This window comes from Mariniphaga sediminis (assembly GCF_003573545.1).
In the GTDB taxonomy this organism is placed as follows: domain Bacteria; phylum Bacteroidota; class Bacteroidia; order Bacteroidales; family Prolixibacteraceae; genus Mariniphaga; species Mariniphaga sediminis.
This window is the reverse complement of the sequence record NZ_QWET01000009.1, coordinates 1-17,867: the sequence shown is the minus strand read 5'-3', so window position 1 is coordinate 17,867 and position 17,867 is coordinate 1. Positions and strand designations below refer to the sequence as shown.

Annotated in this window: 12 protein-coding genes and 1 tRNA gene; 11 read left to right on the top strand and 2 right to left on the bottom strand. The window is 40.0% G+C overall.

Annotated elements, in window-relative coordinates; all coding sequences use genetic code 11:
- Positions 1–153: 153 nt before the first annotated feature.
- Positions 154–813 carry a 2-C-methyl-D-erythritol 4-phosphate cytidylyltransferase gene (locus tag D1164_RS13175; RefSeq protein WP_119350465.1) on the bottom strand — a complete coding sequence of 220 codons (660 nt, stop codon included), beginning with the start codon at positions 811–813 and terminating at the stop codon, positions 154–156.
- Between the two features lie 60 nt (positions 814–873).
- Here D1164_RS13175 and D1164_RS13170 point away from each other — a divergent pair, with 60 nt between their 5' ends.
- From D1164_RS13170 to D1164_RS13155, 4 genes are all read left to right on the top strand, one after another.
- Entirely contained in the window at positions 874–1,530 is a 657-nt protein-coding gene (locus D1164_RS13170) for a DUF2461 domain-containing protein (RefSeq protein WP_119350464.1), read from the top strand.
- A 176-nt stretch (positions 1,531–1,706) separates the two neighbouring features.
- Entirely contained in the window at positions 1,707–2,387 is a 681-nt protein-coding gene (locus D1164_RS13165; protein WP_119350463.1) for a DUF5020 family protein, read from the top strand.
- Between the two features lie 11 nt (positions 2,388–2,398).
- Positions 2,399–3,691 (top strand): NCS2 family permease, encoded by a 1,293-nt coding sequence (locus D1164_RS13160; protein WP_119350462.1) that lies wholly within the window; start codon positions 2,399–2,401, stop codon positions 3,689–3,691.
- A 165-nt stretch (positions 3,692–3,856) separates the two neighbouring features.
- Positions 3,857–3,931: transfer RNA gene (locus tag D1164_RS13155), tRNA-Val, on the top strand.
- Between the two features lie 144 nt (positions 3,932–4,075).
- Here D1164_RS13155 and D1164_RS13150 read toward each other — a convergent pair.
- Complete coding sequence (locus tag D1164_RS13150; RefSeq protein ID WP_119350461.1) at positions 4,076–4,654, bottom strand: RNA polymerase sigma factor; 579 nt, start codon at positions 4,652–4,654, stop codon at positions 4,076–4,078.
- Positions 4,655–5,112: 458 nt separating this feature from the next.
- Here D1164_RS13150 and D1164_RS13145 point away from each other — a divergent pair, with 458 nt between their 5' ends.
- From D1164_RS13145 to D1164_RS13115, 7 genes are all read left to right on the top strand, one after another.
- Positions 5,113–6,078: a FecR family protein gene (locus D1164_RS13145; protein ID WP_119350460.1), complete on the top strand. Its 966-nt coding sequence runs from the start codon at positions 5,113–5,115 to the stop codon at positions 6,076–6,078.
- 144 nt (positions 6,079–6,222) lie between these two features.
- Positions 6,223–9,588, top strand: a complete 3,366-nt coding sequence (locus tag D1164_RS13140) for a TonB-dependent receptor (RefSeq protein WP_119350459.1) — start codon at positions 6,223–6,225, stop codon at positions 9,586–9,588.
- Positions 9,589–9,599: 11 nt separating this feature from the next.
- Positions 9,600–11,198, top strand: a complete 1,599-nt coding sequence (locus D1164_RS13135) for a RagB/SusD family nutrient uptake outer membrane protein (RefSeq protein ID WP_119350458.1) — start codon at positions 9,600–9,602, stop codon at positions 11,196–11,198.
- 314 nt (positions 11,199–11,512) lie between these two features.
- Entirely contained in the window at positions 11,513–14,227 is a 2,715-nt protein-coding gene (locus tag D1164_RS13130; protein WP_119350457.1) for a hypothetical protein, read from the top strand.
- 57 nt (positions 14,228–14,284) lie between these two features.
- Positions 14,285–15,844: a Gfo/Idh/MocA family protein gene (locus D1164_RS13125; RefSeq protein ID WP_119350456.1), complete on the top strand. Its 1,560-nt coding sequence runs from the start codon at positions 14,285–14,287 to the stop codon at positions 15,842–15,844.
- 15 nt (positions 15,845–15,859) lie between these two features.
- The gene (locus D1164_RS13120; protein ID WP_119350455.1) at positions 15,860–16,357 is read left to right on the top strand and encodes a DoxX family protein; all 498 of its coding nucleotides are present in this window, start codon (positions 15,860–15,862) and stop codon (positions 16,355–16,357) included.
- A gap of 5 nt (positions 16,358–16,362) precedes the next feature.
- Positions 16,363–17,670 (top strand): glycosyl hydrolase family 28 protein, encoded by a 1,308-nt coding sequence (locus tag D1164_RS13115; RefSeq protein WP_119350454.1) that lies wholly within the window; start codon positions 16,363–16,365, stop codon positions 17,668–17,670.
- The last annotated feature ends 197 nt before the right edge of the window (positions 17,671–17,867 follow it).

Genomic DNA, 17,867 nt, shown 5'->3' with positions numbered 1-17,867 from the left:
ATTCATCCTGGCAAAGCTTGAATAGTTGGAATCGGCGAATAGCGGAATCGGGCAATTAAAAAAACAAATAGAAGTAGTGAACCAGAATTTTAAAGAAGTCAGGAATAAATTTTTACCGGTAAAAATCCGAATATCGGAGTTTTTTGTCGTTTTTCAAAGAAGCGCCTTCGCAAAAATCAAATCTTCAGGAAAGGTGATTTTGATATTTTCGCGATTCCCTTCCACAAGGTGAATCTTTTCACCGGTACTTTCAAGTACCGAAGCATCGTCCGTGAATTTTTCCGAATAGTTTTGGGTGTAGGCAGTTTTTATTAGCTTCGATCTGAATGTTTGTGGAGTTTGTACCAAAAAATAATGGGTGCGATCTACCGCCCGGTTTTGTTCTCCGGATACCTCCCTAACTGACTCCGACGGAGCCATAACAGGGAGGGCATTTCCTTTTTGCAAGGCAGTTTGGTAACAGTTTTCGATGGTCCGGACCGAAACCAGTGGACGCACCCCGTCATGAATAAAAATAATCCCCTCTTCATTTATTTCAGCCAGCCCGTTTTTGACTGAGTGAAACCGGGTTTCTCCTCCTTTAACTACAATGTGTTTTACATTAAACGAATGTGTTTTGCAAAGTTTTTCCCAGGTTCCCATCTCATTTTCGGGTAAAACCAAAATAAAATGAAACGAAGGATCATTTTTCAGAAAAGCTTCAAAAGTATGCATCAAAAGTGGTCTGTCCCGAAGCTCAATAAATTGTTTGGGGATGGCCGATTGCATCCGGTTCCCTCTTCCTCCTGCCACAATCAGAGCAAACTTTTTCATTCCTTTTTTTGTTTAAAAAATAATTACCTTGGCATAAAAGTAACTTAATTTCAGTACAGAATGGAAAAAGTTTTACAGTTTCTCCGGGAGCTCTCGGTAAATAATAACCGTGAATGGTTTGAAGCGAACAAAAAGCGGTATGAGGAAAGTAGAGACAAGGTACTTTTTGTTACGGATGTTTTGCTGAATGAGATTCGAAAGTTTGACACGGAAATTCCTGTTATGGATCCAAAAAAGTGCATGTTTCGTATTTATCGCGATGTCCGGTTTTCCAAAGACAAGCAACCTTACAAAACCAATTTTGGGAGCTTCCTTGCAAAAGGAGGCAGGAAAAGTGAGTCAGCAGGCTATTATTTTCACATAGAGCCGGGAGGGAGCTTTATGGGAGGTGGAGTTTATATGCCACAGGGAGAGTCTCTTAAAGCAATTCGTCAGCATATTTCCCGGTTCCCCGAAGAGTTTCTTGAAATAACAGGCCATTCTGACTTTAAGGCATTCTTTCCTGAAATGTATGATCATCAGTTGAAAACAGCTCCCAAAGGGTTTCCCAAAGATCATACATACATCCACCTGCTTCGTTACAAATCGTATGTTTTTACTGCTCCTGTGACTGACAATGAGTTGACGGGCGGAGATTTTCTTAAAAAGGCAGTGGATGCTTTCAGTCAACTGCACAAAGTCAATTCGTATTTAAATGATGCTTTGAGGAAAATTTAATAAAAAAATAATTTGGATTTTGAGGTGAACTTTTTTAACTTTACCTCATCTTAAATAGATGACCCATATTTTTTTATCTTCCCGATGAAAAAATAACCCCGGCCAGTCCTTTTGCCGGGGTTTCTTTTTAATAACTTTCCTTATTTTTGTGCCAATATAAATTAAAAACCGAAAATATGAGAAAGATTATTCCTGCGTTAGCTTTATTGTTATTTGTTGTTGCTTCACAAGCTCAAAATGTTCAATTACATTATGACATGGGCGATGGAAGGGGGTATTTTACTTCCACGGTCGAAATGTTCAAGCCGGATAGTTGGGGAAGCACATTCTTTTTTATAGATATGGACTATAATGTGGGCGATGTTGAAGGCATCAGCATGGCCTACTGGGAAATAGCACGTGCTATTAAGCTGGGTGATTCACCTGTGGCATTTCACGGTGAATATAACGGGGGCTTTGGACAATATGCCCCGGGTGGAGCTTATCAAATCAATGATGCCTGGCTGGGAGGGTTGGAATACTCCCTGAATGCCGCCGATTTTTCGAAAGGATTAACTTTACAGGCGCTTTATAAATATATTCGTGGTAAGCACGATGCTGCTTTCCAGGTAACCGCTGTTTGGTATTGGAATTTTGCTGGCAACAAACTTTCTTTTACCGGTTTTGCTGATTTGTGGCGCGAAGATTTTGTATTTGGCGAAGAAACTACCAAGTTTGTTTTTCTGGCTGAGCCGCAATTGTGGTATAATTTCAATAAGAACTTCGCACTGGGTTCTGAGGTGGAGATAAATACCAATTTTGGTGGAAGAAAAGGGTTTAATGTGATGCCAACCATAGGGGCTAAAGTTACATTCTAAAAAAGAATAATATGTTAAACCGAATCTTTAAATTAAACGAAAACAAGACTACTGTTAAAACAGAAATCCTGGCCGGAATAACCACCTTTATGACTATGGCCTACATTCTGGCAGTAAATCCTGATATTTTGAGTGCCACCGGCATGGATAAAAGCGCCTTGTTTACCGCTACCGCCTTGTCTGCTTTTGTGGCAACTCTTGTTATGGCACTGGTCGCCCGCCTTCCTTTTGCGCTGGCGCCGGGTATGGGACTGAATGCATTTTTTGCTTTCACAGTAGTACTCGGAATGGGGCACAGTTGGCAATTTGCATTAACAGCCGTTTTTATTGAAGGGATTCTTTTCCTTATCCTGACAGCATTTAATATACGTGAATTGATAGTAAATGCAATTCCATTGTCGGTGAAGCATGCTGTTTCTGCGGGTATTGGTTTGTTTATCGCTTTTATTGGCCTGCAAAATGCCGGTATAATAGTGAATAACGATGCAACCCTGGTTGGACTGGGAGACGTGAATTCACCTGTAGCACTCGTTGCTCTGGGAGGAATTGTTTTAACGGCTGTATTGCTGGCACTGAAAGTGAAAGGCTCACTGCTGGTTGGGATATTTGTCGCTACTGTCGTAGGAATTCCATTGGGAGTAACCCACTTACCCGAGGGAAAACTTATAGATGTTCCGCCTTCCCTTTCTCCCATCTTCTTTAAGTTTGAATTTTCCCAGATTTTTACATTCGACATGCTGGTTGTGTTGTTCACCTTCCTGTTTGTCGACATGTTTGATACAGTAGGGACCCTTGTTGGTGTTTCGTCGAAAGCCAACATGCTCGATAAGGAAGGACGGGTTCCGCGCGTAAAACAGGCGCTGTTTGCCGATTCTATCGGGACAACCCTTGGCGCCATTTTTGGTACCAGCACTGTTACAACTTATGTGGAGAGTGCTTCAGGTGTAGCCGAAGGTGGAAAAACAGGACTTACTTCGCTTACTACAGCCATTCTTTTCCTGATTGCCCTGTTTTTTGCTCCATTGTTTATTATGGTACCACCTGCCGCCACTGCTGCAGCCCTCGTTTTGGTCGGCTTTTTTATGATGTCACCTATCCAGAAAATCAATTTTGATGATTTTACTGAAGCCATACCTGCCTTCATTACTATCATTATTATGCCCCTCAGCTATAGCATTGCTGACGGAATTGTTTTCGGGATGCTCTCTTATGTGTTGTTAAAGTTATTGTCCGGAAAAATCAGGGCACTTTCGCCGGTAATGATTGTACTGGCAGTACTATTTATATTGAAATTTTTCATTTGAAACGAAAATGAATTTTAATTCTTTAAATTCACAAACAAGAAGAATTAAAATTTATCGGGAGTTACATCGAATACAAACGAAATAAACAATTTTAATGAGATGAAATAAAAAAACAGGCCCGGTGTATTTTTACTGGGCTTGTTTTTTTATTTTTGCAGCGAATTTGGGTTGTTAGCTCAGTTGGTTTAGAGCATTACCTTGACAGGGTAGGGGTCACTGGTTCGAATCCAGTACAACCCACAAAAGTTAAACAAAGGAAGCAGAGTTCCGGAAGTTTATTTTGAAAGGGGGTTTTTAGAAACTTTTTCTATGTTGGAATCATTCTCAGGTACAGAGATTTGTATCTGAATTGATATAAGCGAACAACAAATAAATATTCAAACGTTACAAAAATACCTCGAACAACAGCAAGGCGATAAAACCCGATTTCTCAAGATTATTTTTTATAAAATGTTTTGCTTTCGTTTTGTGGTCCTCTACGGTTTTGACAGAGATGTTTAATTTTTCTGCAATCTCCTTATTACTTAACCCTTCCTCTTTATATAATTTAAAAATGTGTCTCCTTTTCTCGGGAAGTTCCTCAATTAATTTTTGGATTTTTTCATACAAGATTTCATAATCGTATTTTTCATCCGTATCGTTGTAAGAAAGGACAGTCGTTTGCCTCAAATTTTCCAGGTATTTTTTTTCCTGAACTTTTTTTCGGAAGGTTGAAATGACCGCATTTTTTGTAACGGTAAAAAGATAGGACTCCAGATTAGAATCATCACTGATATTTTTTCTTTTATCCCAAAGGTTTACAAAAACAGTTTGAACAACATCCAGTGCATCTTCCTCTGTCTTTAAGTAAGAAAAGGCAAAATTATATAGTTTACGGCTAAACATTTCATAGAGCTTGTTTATCGCATCTTTGTCATTTGCCTTAAACTGTTTCAAAAGGATTTTTGCCTCCACTGAATTCATTGTTTCCTTTTCTGGTATAGCTACGCTGTAAAAATAGAAAGAATAAGTGTATTTGCAATAAAGTAAAACGACTGTAAAAAGTTAGAAGTAGCCTTCTAAACACTTGTTTTTCGGAGTAAATATTCTTTTCAGTTTAAAAATCGGATAACGATTTTTTGTTCGGATTTAGAAAATAATTCAGAGCTAAAAATATAAGATGGAGCATATATTTTTGGCGTGTAATATCTTCTTTATGAATGACTTTGTGTTGTGGTGTCTTATTAAATCTGAAAAAATAAAAATCGGAGCAGGGGTTTTTGTAATTTGTGCGTTTTAATTAATAAAGCAGGGTAATTATAATGTCACAAGGTTTATTCTACATCGTAATAGGGACAGGTATAATAAATACTCCGCTGAGCTACTGGTTGTAGAAGGAATATTGTAAAAAAGGGGTAAAAGAATAAAATAGAAGCACAATAATGGAGGAGCGTTTTTTAAATAAATATGTTGAAAATAAATGCAGCGACGAAGAGTTTAAATCTGCACTCGATCTGTTATTGGCAAAAGATAAATGGCCCGTTCGCGATGTTCAGATGAAGCAACATTGGAATACAACAACCAATGAAGGGGAACATCCCGATCTTACAGGTACTCTTTATAAAATCCATTACAGCATCAATAAGAATGAAAAGGTAAAAAAGCTGGAAGTCGTTGATTACCTTTTGCGGATTGCTGCCATACTGATTTTACCTCTCACCCTTGCATTGGTATATTATGCCAGCGACAGAGCTTCTTCCGAAGCAATAATGCAGACAATAACTTCTCCACTGGCTTCACGTTCCAGTTTTGACTTGCCGGACGGCTCAAAAGTGTGGCTAAATTCGGGATCTACTATCCATTTTCCCACGCAGTTTTCAAGCAAGATGAGAAAGGTAGAATTAGAAGGCCAGGCTTATTTCGATGTAAAAAAAGATAATACTCCTTTTGAAGTAGTAACCAACAGTTTCAAAGTAAATGTGCATGGAACCTCCTTTGATGTGGATGCATATAACGGGGAACCAGCCTCGGTAACACTGGTAAACGGCAAAGTAGCCATTGAAAATTTGCAAGGCATGGAAACCTTTTTAGACCCCGGGGAACAGGTTACAGTAGATGCGCAAACGGGTAAATTGAATAAACAAGAAGTAGATATTAATGTACTTACCGCATGGAAGGATAATCTTTTAATATTCAAAGACGAGCCATTCGAAGATGCTGTTTTACGACTTGAGCGCTGGTATGGAATTGATATTGATATCGCCGATGAGGCCATTAATTATATCCGGCTTACCGGAACTTTCCAGTTTGAAGGTATCAGCGAAATCCTGCAACTCTTAGAAATCACAGATGATATCAAATATTCTTACGACGAAAAGACACGTAAATTAATACTGAAACTTCGATAAAAATGAGTCTGCCTATGAAAAATTGAAATTGATTTTCAAAACAAAAGTTTCCCTCTAAAAAAACAAGTGAGAAAGATGGAGCCTTCCTCACTTGTAAAAAAATAACTTTTTACAAAATTATTTAGTTTTAAACAATTCAAAATTATGAAAAAAAGCAAATTAAAAAAGAGTAACCTGATTACTTTTTGGTTAAGATTTTTAATGATTATGAAGTTGAATATTTTTATTATTTGCTTGTCTGCCTGGTCTGTAATGGCTACAGAATCTTATGCGCAAACAAGATTATCACTTCAAATGGATAATACAACCATTGCTGAGGTGTTCAAACAGATTGAAAACCAGAGTGAATTCCGGTTTTTCTATACCGAGCACCTTGAGGTGGATAAAAATGTCAGTGTGAATTTCAGAAATGCAAGTATTGATGAAATTCTGAACTATGTTTTAACGGGTACAAATATTAATTACCAGGTGGTTGACCGGCAAATTGCGTTGTATCTTAATAAGGGGAAAAAAGCAGGCGATGCAACAAAAACAATGAAGCAGGGGGCTCAGGTCTCAGTGGTTTCCGGCAAGGTAACTGACTTTGGAGGGCAGCCATTACCTGGGGTTACGGTCGTTATTAAAGGTACCACAAAGGGAACAATTACCAATGCTGATGGAGACTATTCGTTATCCGATATTCCGGATGATGCCACGCTTGTATTTTCGTTTGTGGGGATGAGAACACAGGAAGTTATTGTAGCAGGGAAAACTATTATAAATGTTACAATGAAGGAAGAGACCATTGGGTTGGAAGAGGTTGTTGCTGTCGGGTACGGAACAATGAAAAAGGCTAATCTTACGGGTTCTGTCTCTTCTATTGATTTTTCTGAATCAATGAACAGCAGGCCTTTAACTAATACTGCTATTGGGTTGGCAGGGATGAGCCCTGGTTTGGTGGTAACACAAAATAGTTCGGCTCCGGGAAATGAATCTGTTTCACTTCGTATCCGAGGCGTAGGTACATTGAATGATGCATCTCCATTGGTTTTAATTGATGGGATTGCCGGAAATATTAATGATGTAAATCCTAATAATATTGCACAGATATCTGTATTAAAAGATGCTTCTTCCAGCGCTATTTATGGTTCGAGGGCCGCGAACGGTGTAATCCTGATAACTACAAAACGGGGGGAAGAAGGCGATGTTTCAGTAACATACAATGGATACGTTGGTGTAGAGAAAGCCGCTAATATGATAGATTTTATTAGTGACTATCCTACGCATATGGAATTGTTGAATGAAGCCTATTCGAATAGTGGTCAACCGGAAGTCTTCGACCAGGGTCTAATTAATGAATGGAGGGAAAAATCAAAAACAAATCCGTTGGATTATCCTAATACTGACTGGTTTCGTGATATTCTGGAGCCTTCAGTTGTCAATGAGCATAATTTGTCTGTTCGTGGAGGAAATGAAAAGGCCAATTTTTTACTGTCTTTAGGATATCTTGATAATAAAGGAGTTGTTGAGAATGCAGAATTCCAGAAATATTCATTCCGGTTAAACGCTGATTCGAAAATCTCTGATTGGCTCAGCGTGGGAGGTAATGTTTTTGGATTTTGGTCTGACAGGGGAGCATTGGATGTAAATGAGCTCTTTAAAACAATGTTGCAGACAAACCCGGGAATCCTTCCCAAATCATCTGATGGACGTTACGGTGGCAGTATGATGGAAGGTGAAAATAAAATGGCATATAACCCCAGGGCATTTATGGAAAGCGCCACAGGAAATAATGAAAGGCAACGCGTGGGGTTAAAATTTTTCGCGAAAATTAATTTTCTCAAGTATTTTGAATTTGAAACAAGCTTTGCAGGTAATTACAATAATTACCGGAGTTGGAGTTATTCGGGGCCTGTTGAGATTTGGGATTTTCAAACAGATGCAGTGCTTTATGAAACAGCTTCGCGTAATTTTGTTTCAAACGCTAATTCCAGGTACTATTCTACTACACTAAATGAGTTGTTGCGCTTCAATTATACTTTAAATGATGTGCATCATTTTGGAGCGTTGGCTGGCTTCGATCAGGAGTATTCCCGTACCGATAGCTTTTCTGCATCCAAATATGATTTGATAAGCGACAATATTTATGTGCTGGATGCTGCTGCTGCCGATCCGGTGGTACGAGGAACTGCAGCTGACCGTGCTTTACGTTCCTATTTTGGAAGAATTAATTACGATTTTAAAGGGAAGTATTTATTCGAGGCCAATGGACGTTACGACGGGTCGTCCCGATTTGCATCAGATAGAAGGTGGGGATTTTTTCCATCTTTCTCTGCCGGATGGAGGATGTCCGAAGAATCATTTTTCGAGTCTTTGAGGACCTGGGTTGATAATTTTAAAGTGAGGGCATCCTGGGGAGAACTCGGCAATAACAATATTGGCGATTACGAATATCAGTCATTGTATGGATCTCAAAACTACTCTTTCGGAGGAAATATTGTTACCGGAATTGCTCCTACTGAACTTTCAAATACGAAGATAACCTGGGAGTCGACCACTACTTCAAATGTAGGTTTTGATCTGGCCATGTTTAAAAACAGCCTTTCATTATCTGTTGACCTTTTTGATAAACTGACCGATAACATCCTGGTGAAGTTGCCGATTCCCGGAGTAATGGGAAATGTTAGCGCACCTAGTCAAAATGCGGCGGAAGTCAGAAACCGTGGATGGGAAGCTCAGCTGAATTATTACGGACACGTAGGAAATGATTTTCAATATAGCGTAGGAGGCAACATCAGTTTTGTGAATAATGAAGTGATGAAATACCTGGGAGATGTAAAGACCGTTTTAGGCCAGCAGGTGTTAACCGAAGGTTATTCTATATTCCCGTTCTACATCAGAGAAGTTGACCATATTATTCAAGACCAGAGTGAGATCGATCAGTTAATTGCTGACGGCTATACTTTTTCTCCGGCCATACCTCAACCAGGAGACTTTTTGTATAAGAACCAGAATGACGATAAGGTAATAAACGATGACGACCGCGTTATCAAAGGTTCTTCAATTCCGAAGGCAACGTATGGTATAAATATCAGCGCTTCGTACAAAGACATCGACCTGTTCGTTCTGGGACAAGGTGTATCTGGTATTGACTCTTATTGGGGCGATGGTACTTTTAATACGTTTAACCTTCACTGGGATTATATTCAGAAAGCAGACATAACAAACAGGTGGACTGAAGCGAACAAATCGGCCCATTATCCGCGACTGACTACCGGGTTGGCAAACAACACCATCGGTAGCGATTATTGGTTGTACGATGCATCCTTTTTCCGTATCAAATCAATACAACTTGGATATACTGTACCTGCCAGGATTTCTTCAAAATTTTTGATTCAACGCCTGAGGCTTTATACAACCCTGGAAAACTATTTCACATTTACAGACTATCCGGGGTTTGATCCGGAGAATGCCGGAGTTGCTTATCCTAATATGAAACAGTTCATTGCAGGTCTTAATATCACCTTTTAATTAATAGAACGATGAAAAATAAGATATTATCAATAGTAATTATAGTTATAAGCCTTGCTTCTTGTCAGGACGATTTTTTGCAAAGGCCGTCATTAATTCAATTGTCAGAAGAATCATTTTGGGTAGATGCTGATGATGCAGTGGAAGGAGTAAACTCCATTTACAATGCCTATTATCAGCTAAATAATACATTTACCAACTACGGGATGTTAGACGATTTTTCTGACATTTCTTATCAAACCTGGTCCACCGGAATGACAACCGGGCAATATGTTGCATACGGTTCATTTTTCTCCGGGCCATGGGGAATTTTGTATAAGGGAATTTACCGGGCCAATACGGCCATTAAACGTATCCCGGATATTTCTATGGATGAGAGTTTGAAATCGCGTTTAATGGGCGAGGCGAAATTTCTAAGAGCCCTGTTTTACTTTAAGTTGAGGGATTATTTTGGCGGAGTGCCGATTTATGATACTCCCATGAATTACGACGAGGCATATAAGCCAAGAAATACGGTTGAGCAAGTTGATTCTTTTATTGTGCAGGATTTAACGGATGCCATCGATCTGCTTCCTTCCGGTTATTCAAGCGGCGATGCCGGCCGTGCAACAAAATGGGCGGCCATGTCGTTACGAGGAAAAACTTATCTTTTTGGTCAGGAATGGGAAATGGCCGCAGCAGACTTTGATTTTGTTATAAAGAATAGTGGCAGAGACTTACATCCTGTGTACGAGCAGTTGTTTAATTTTAAGTGGGAAGACAATAGCGAAGTTATTTTTGATGCCCAGTATATTATGGTGGAAGGTTTCGGGAACCGTTGCGATATTACCTACGGAAACCGGAATACAAAAACAGGAGGGTGGCAAAGAACAGTGCCTACCGTCAAACTTATAGACAGCTATGAAATGGCTGACGGGACGCCATTCAGTTGGGATAATTTTGAAACAATAAATGGAGAGGCTTTCGACCCGTCAAATGCTGACGATTGGGCCAAAGAAGACCTGGTAAAGGAAATTTTCAACAACAGGGATCCTCGTTTGCAACAGACTGTGGTAGTTCCCTGGTCAACTTTTATTGGTGAAGGAGGGAAAACATTAATTTATAAGTGGCCTCAGGATGCCTCAGACAGTGAGTGTTTTGTGTCTAACTTTCAGGCGGTGTATGCCTGGAGAAAATTTGTTCATCAGGGAGATGAGAATTCCCAGCGCTATAACTCGCCCAACAATATTCCTGAAATTCGTTTTGCTGATGTTTTATTAATGTATGCTGAAGCAAAAAATGAACAAAGTGGTCCTGACGAATCAGTATATAATGCCATAAACAGGGTGAGGGCGAGAGTGTCAATGCCTCCCATTCCGGAAGGGACAAAAGATGAAGTACGTGAAAGAATACGTCACGAACGGAGGGTTGAATTTCCGGGAGAAGGTCTTTGGTATTCCGATATAAGAAGATGGAAAATTGGCGTAGAGCTCTGTAATCACGATGTGGAAGGATTTATTGGAAATAAATTAAGAACACGTGGATTTGCAGAGAGGGAGTATCTTTGGGCCATACCATCCTCAGAGATTGATCTCAACCCGGAACTTACTCAAAATCCCGGGTGGGAATAGTTGCAAAAGATGTTTCAGATAATTCCCATTTTATAGTGCTTTCATTCTTGTAATGAGATGGGATTCATTTATCTGAGCAGATAAAGCATTAAGATATAATCAATGGGTGGTTCCCGGACGGAGTATGTCAAAACAACAAATGATATACGTACCGGAAGTTGCATCGGGAGCTAAAACATCATTTTAATCTGTATTTCACGGCGTGGCTTTTGGGTCACGCCGTGATTAAGCTCCCGCGAAGTGTCTTTGTGAGATCCAATGCAGAGTGGGACCGTCTTGCTTTTCAGTCTGCTCTAAAATTTAAACCCGATTTTATGTTTCCAAAGCTAATTATATTATCACTTTTCATTTTATATAATTTGAATGCTTTCGCACAGGAAAGACTTGCTACCTGGTCCGATAGCACAACGTGTAACTTAAATGTTGATGTGGGGAACATGAATGAAATGTCTTCTGAAATTATATATGAAAAGGGTTCTCCAAAACTAAAGTTGCTAAGATTAAAAGACAGTTCTTCTGAAAAGGTTGATGAAGTTGAAACGGACAGGGCCGATATATTTTTTTGGATTAAAGCACCCTTGCGAGGCGAATATGTTTTCGAAACAACAGTAGTCAGAGAAAATTTAGACAGTTTTACAGGAAACCCTCCAACATTGTTTGCCAAAATTCAGGTAGATAATCAACGACCTACCAAGCGCATTGTATCTGATGCACGAAATTATTACCATCACGATTTAGGTAAATTTCATTTATCAGGAGAGAAGCAACAACTAAAAATATGGTTACCCAAAGGTGTATGTCTTGAAAAAGTAGTCATAAAAAAATACGTCCCACCAATAGTTCCCGCTGATGTTAAAAATTATACTCCGTCCATTACTCCCCCGGAAGGTCATCCCCGGTTATGGGTTACTCCACAAATTCTTCCGTTAATTAAAAAGCGGCTTGAACATGCAGAGAACGCTGAGGCCTGGCAAAAGATAGAGAAAGTTGCCCGCCGTACATTTCATTTTGTTCCTTCCAGGCATGAGATATTGCATTATCCTGAACTGGAGGAAGCTGTTCAGGATAAAGCTTTCTTTTACCTGGTTTTAAATGATAGTGTTATTGGTCGTGAAGCAGTCAGGTTGACGTTGGACTACTTGTCTGTTCTTGAATTTGGGAATATCAGGTTCGGCGATATCACCCGAAAAATTGGCAGTGCCATTTATACTGCATCGTTGGTTTATGACTGGTGCTATGCTATTATAAGTGAGGGAGAACGGCATATTTTATATTCGCATCTTATGCGCCTTGCCGAGGAGATGGAAATCGGGTGGCCTCCTTTTAAAGCATCTGTCATCAATGGGCATGGAAATGAAGCCCAGGTTAACCGCGACCTTTTAGCCATGAGCATCGCTGTTTTTGATGAAGATCCGGTGCCGTACCGTTATACTTCGTATCAGGTTTTGGAACAATTGGTGCCGATGCGAAAGTTTGAATACCAGTCTCCCCGGCATAACCAGGGAGTAGATTATGGTGCATATCGTTTAGGTTGGGAAATGCACGCAGCCTGGCTTTTTTATCGAATGACAGGACGCCGGGTGTTTGATAATAACATTACTGGCTTGTCGAAATACTGGTTGTATATGCGTCTTCCGGATGGGGAAATGCTGCGCGACGGCGACATGTTTTCCGTTTCCAGAAATGGAAATCCATATTATTGGAAACATCCCGAAACCATGCTTCTGCTTTATTCTTATGCAAACGATCCGTTAGCCAAGGCTGAATTTTACCGGCAGGGACGAATCCCTGATAATCCCCTTTTGTTTTTGCTGATCAATGACCCCAATCTTGAGGCAAACCCGGATAGAAGTTCTCTTCCACTGACCATCGATTTTGGATCTGTTCTGGGGTCAATGGTGGCGCGGACAGGTTGGGATATGGGCATGAATTCAAACGATGTTGTAGCTGAAATTAAAGGGGGCGGGTATCACTTTGGAAACCACCAGCATTCCGATGCAGGAGCCATCCAGATTTACTACAAAGGCTTGCAGGTGTGTGATTTGGGACTTTATAGTTATTATGGGAGTTCGTATGATTTTAGCTTTAATAAAAGATCTATTGCTCATAGCATGATGCTTGTTAAAGATCCGGGTGAGGAAATTTTATTCAATACAAAATTTAATGACGGAGGTACCCGGTTTAATCAGCGTTTCCCTCTAACACCTCAGGAAGTAAAAAGTGACCCGTGGTTTAACAACGGCGAAGTTTTATCAGCCGATTTTGGTCCATCGAAACAAAAACCGTTTTATAGCTTTTTCAAGGCGGATCTGACCAAAGCCTATAGTGAAAAAATGAGCCGGTATACACGAAGCTTTTGCTTTCTGAATCTGAACAGGGATGACATACCTGCTGCCATTATCCTGGCAGATGATGTGTTAGCGGCCAAATCCGGATTTAAAAAGGAATGGCAAATGAATACGCTGACTAAACCCACAAATGAGGATAGTTGCATTATTTTGCAGAATAGTCGGAATGGGTCTGAAGGAAAGACGTATGTTCAAATGCTTCAGCCTGAGCCAGCCAAACGGCAAACCCAAATACTTGGCAGCGCTGATTTGGGTAAATTATATGGCCCTCAGGTTACAGTCTCCTCAAATATTCCGGAAGCAAATGGTTACCACGTTTTAATCTCGCCAACCAAAAAAAGCAGGCATAGCAAGTTTCTGACAGTTTTTCAAATGGCAAATGAAGATGTCAAACCGTTGCCAGTCAGGCATTATGAGAAGGGAGGGAAATATTTCATTTACATGGCTGATTATGTCATTTGTATGAGTTCAACAACCGGTCAGAACCAGGACTCTTTTTCTCTTTCCATTTCCGGGAATAATGAGAGGAAGGTGTTACTGACAGATTTAAGTCCCGGTGAATGGACCGTGAGTAGTTCCGATAAAAAAGTTGAATTTAACAGGAAAGTTTCAGCAAACCAGAATACCATTTTTTTTGAGGCATCCCCCGGCGAATATCAGATCTGTCCCGTCAGGGATTAAAAAAGATCATGAAGCATGTTTAATTGATTGCTGTAATAAACAAAAATTGAAGTACCGATGAAAAAAACAAAGAATCAGGAAATTTTCAGAAGAGATTTTTTAAAAGGACTGACAGCGCTTCCTTTTTTAGGATACTTTGGATTTGGATTTAAAGATAATATAGAAAAGGAGCTTTTGGGGAAACAGAAGGACCCGAAGGAAATGCTGAGAATAGACAGTTTCGATGCTATCCGCGAAAAATTATCGCAACGCACCGGGAGTGAAAGCAGTCGTATAAAAGTTGGCCTGGTGGGGCATGGTTGGAGAGGAGAAAACCTGCTTAATTCGTTGGGCTATTTCCATCCGGAATATGTTGAAAAGATGAGAGCAGATACCATTTACGACAGGTGGTTATCTTATCAAAAGTGGCATGAAAATTTATTTGTCGATATAACGGCCATTTGCGATACATTCAGTATTCATGCTGACAGAGGAAAGGAAGTGGCTCAAAATGATGTTCGGGGTAAAAGTTCAGGGAATGCATTCGTGAAATTGTATCCCAATTACCGGGAGTTAATTGCAAGCAAAGAAGTTGATGCAATTATTGTTGCAACCCCCGATCATATGCATGTTCCTATTGCAGTAGAAGCGGCAAAGGCAGGGAAGCATATTTACCTGGAAAAGCCAATGGCACACAGCATTGAAGAGGCTGTTCAGCTTAGGGATGCAGTTAAAAAAACCGGAGTAGTCCTTCAGGTCGGGCATGAAAACCGGCAACAAATGAGTTTTAAACTCGGGCGTGAGCTGTATCAGAAAGGTGTTTTGGGCACTGTTTCAATGGTGCAAACTTTTACAAACCGCAATTCGCAGTTTGGCGCCTGGATTAGAGAAAGGAAATTCGATTCTTTGGGAACCCCTGAAAATATAAACTGGAAAGAGTTTTTAGGGACGGCTCCGTGGAATGAGTTTGATACTAAACGGTATTTTAACTGGCAACGCTATAACGATTATGGCACAGGCATGGTAGGAAACGATTTCTCCCATACATATGATTGTATTAATCAGGTGCTGGAGTTGGGTATTCCTGAGTCGGTTATGGCTTTTGGTGGTCAGTATTATTATAATGTCGGGAAAGATGATATGCCTGATGTTTTTAATGCCATGTTCAGTTACCCGGAACGTGGGCTTACTATGACGTATGACGGAACACTAAAAAGTGGGATATACAGGCAGTCACGCATTTTAGGCTCGGAGTCCACAATGGATATTGACCGGGCTATAATGCTCTTTAAAGATACCTATTCTGAGCGCTATAAAGATGTTCCGGAAAGTCCGGATGATCCGTTTTATTATTATGCCCCGAATACCAATGCCAATGTTGACGCGGTTTCCAGCGCAACCTCAAAGTCATATTTTAAGAGTGGCTATGGTCCTACCTACATTGATGGGAAAGTTATTGATGCCACATTCCTTCATTTAAAAGAATGGGTTGATGTGATAAGAACCAATGGGAAAACAAGCTGTAATGAAGATGTTGGTTTTGAGGAGGCTGTTACATTTAACATGGCCAATCTGTCTTATGCGCATAAAAAACCAATTCATTGGGACAGAGCAAATGAAACAGTAATTATAGGATAATATAAAATGATGAGAATGAATACACTGAATTATTCTAAAGGGCAGATTATATCGCTCACCATTCTTCGGATTCTGATTGGATGGCATTTTTTGTATGAAGGGTTGATTAAATTTTATACGCCTAATTGGACCTCAAAATCTTATTTGTCGGGGGCTGTTGGTCCGTTTTCAACGATTTTTCACCAGATGGCTGAGTCGGGCTGGCAGCTAAAAGTTGCCGATACATTGAATATATGGGGACTTACTTTAATCGGACTGAGCCTGTTTACCGGTTTTTTGTCAAAACCATTTAAAATCTTCGGGATTATTTTGCTTTCAATGTATTATCTGGCTTATCCCCCTTTTGCTGATTTTGGGGTTAATGCATATGTTGAAGGAAGTTACTGGGTTGTAAATAAAAATCTTGTAGAGATGGCAGCACTGTTCGTCCTGTTTATGTTTCCGTCAAGTAATGTAACCGGAATCGACAGATATATTTCAGGCTTTAACTGTTTTAAAAGGAATAAAAATTAATAAAAATGAAAAGACATATTTTGAAAATTATTTTAGGACTTGCGGTTGCTATTAACCTTTTTGTCTGGGTTGGCTGTAGTGAAACGTCAAAAAACAGGGGAAACTCATTTACGGAAGAAGTAACCCCCAATATTTTCAAGGGGACTGATACCGAACGGATTTATCAGGCCATTGAGGCAGCCCGGGGAAAATCGAACTTGGTAAGGATTCCGCGGCAAAATGCAAACGGTACTTCAATCTGGTTGTTGGACAGTGCAATACTGTTACCTTCCAATATGACCATTTTGCTTGATAATTGTACGTTGCAGTTATCCGACAAATGCAGGGACAACATGTTCCGGAGCGATAATGTTGGAGAAGGAATCACCGATCCGGTCTGGAACCACAATATTAGTATTATCGGAACGGGTGAAGTCACTTTAAAAGGGGCAAGTAATCCAAGGGCAACCGGTGATTACCGGCGTTTGTTGACCCTGGATACCCAAAAAGAACTGGAAAAAGGAAACTGGAGGGTTAGCTACGGAACCGATGCCGGAAAAGAAGGGATGAAGCAAAAAGGAGATTGGCGGAATAACATGATCGTAATGGCGTATGTGAAGAATTTCAAGCTTAAAAATGTGAATATTTTAAACTCGCATGCGTGGGCTCTTGCTTTTGAGCGTACATGGTATGCCGACTTATCCGATATTCATTTTTATAATCCCGAAATGATTGATGTTAATGGGGAAAAAATGCTTTCAGCAAACAAGGACGGAATTGATATTTTATTTGGTTGCAAGTACTTCCGGATTAATAATATTACCGGTATGACAGGGGATGATTTTATTGCCTTATCAAGTCTTGATGTGTTTCCCGATGTTCCCAAAACCAACGGAGATATAAACTCTTCAACGGTTACAGCCGGTTGCTGGAGTGGTGAAGTGGACGATACGGAAGATATTGTGATTAAAAACATCGATTGTGAAAGCGTTTATCGGGGGGTTGCCATCCGGGGAAGCGATAGTGCCGGAATCCACAATGTTTATATTCAGGACTTAATATTTAAAGGCCTGGGTCAAAAACATGAAGCTATTTTGCTGGGGGGGCAAGGTTACGGGAAAAAGTCAGTTGCCGGGAAGATCAGAAATGTTTACGGCATGAACGTCATAGCAAACGGAAAATCATTGCTGGCTGTTGAATCGCCCGTACATGATTGTCATTTTAGTAATGGTATTCTGACAAACTCCAAAGGGGAAGGAGTAGTTTATAATATTGAAAAAGAAGAAGTAAAAAATGTTACTGCAGATAATTGGGGAGCTACTGGTTCCCGGTAATGTATGATTTTGCGAAGTTCGTTGAGTTTTTAATTTTAAAAATAGTGTTGTTCCGGAGTGGCACTGCAAGTGTCTAAAATCGGGGCAGTGTCCCTTTTTGAATATTTCTATCCCTATTTGGGTCGCATTCCAATTATTGACTTTGTGTTAAGGTTTTGTTTGTGAGTGTTTTATGATTTTGGCATTCGTGTTGTTTT

What these genes read in the sequence shown, in the direction of transcription:
- D1164_RS13175 (WP_119350465.1), bottom strand. Translation starts at nt 813, where the DNA reads ATGAAAAAGTTTGCTCTGATTGTGGCAGGAGGAAGAGGGAACCGGATG.
- D1164_RS13145 (WP_119350460.1), top strand. Translation starts at nt 5,113, where the DNA reads ATGGAGGAGCGTTTTTTAAATAAATATGTTGAAAATAAATGCAGCGAC.
- D1164_RS13120 (WP_119350455.1), top strand. Translation starts at nt 15,860, where the DNA reads ATGAATACACTGAATTATTCTAAAGGGCAGATTATATCGCTCACCATT.
- D1164_RS13140 (WP_119350459.1), top strand. Translation starts at nt 6,223, where the DNA reads ATGAAAAAAAGCAAATTAAAAAAGAGTAACCTGATTACTTTTTGGTTA.
- D1164_RS13165 (WP_119350463.1), top strand. Translation starts at nt 1,707, where the DNA reads ATGAGAAAGATTATTCCTGCGTTAGCTTTATTGTTATTTGTTGTTGCT.
- D1164_RS13160 (WP_119350462.1), top strand. Translation starts at nt 2,399, where the DNA reads ATGTTAAACCGAATCTTTAAATTAAACGAAAACAAGACTACTGTTAAA.
- D1164_RS13150 (WP_119350461.1), bottom strand. Translation starts at nt 4,654, where the DNA reads ATGAATTCAGTGGAGGCAAAAATCCTTTTGAAACAGTTTAAGGCAAAT.
- D1164_RS13135 (WP_119350458.1), top strand. Translation starts at nt 9,600, where the DNA reads ATGAAAAATAAGATATTATCAATAGTAATTATAGTTATAAGCCTTGCT.
- D1164_RS13170 (WP_119350464.1), top strand. Translation starts at nt 874, where the DNA reads ATGGAAAAAGTTTTACAGTTTCTCCGGGAGCTCTCGGTAAATAATAAC.
- D1164_RS13125 (WP_119350456.1), top strand. Translation starts at nt 14,285, where the DNA reads ATGAAAAAAACAAAGAATCAGGAAATTTTCAGAAGAGATTTTTTAAAA.
- D1164_RS13130 (WP_119350457.1), top strand. Translation starts at nt 11,513, where the DNA reads ATGTTTCCAAAGCTAATTATATTATCACTTTTCATTTTATATAATTTG.
- D1164_RS13115 (WP_119350454.1), top strand. Translation starts at nt 16,363, where the DNA reads ATGAAAAGACATATTTTGAAAATTATTTTAGGACTTGCGGTTGCTATT.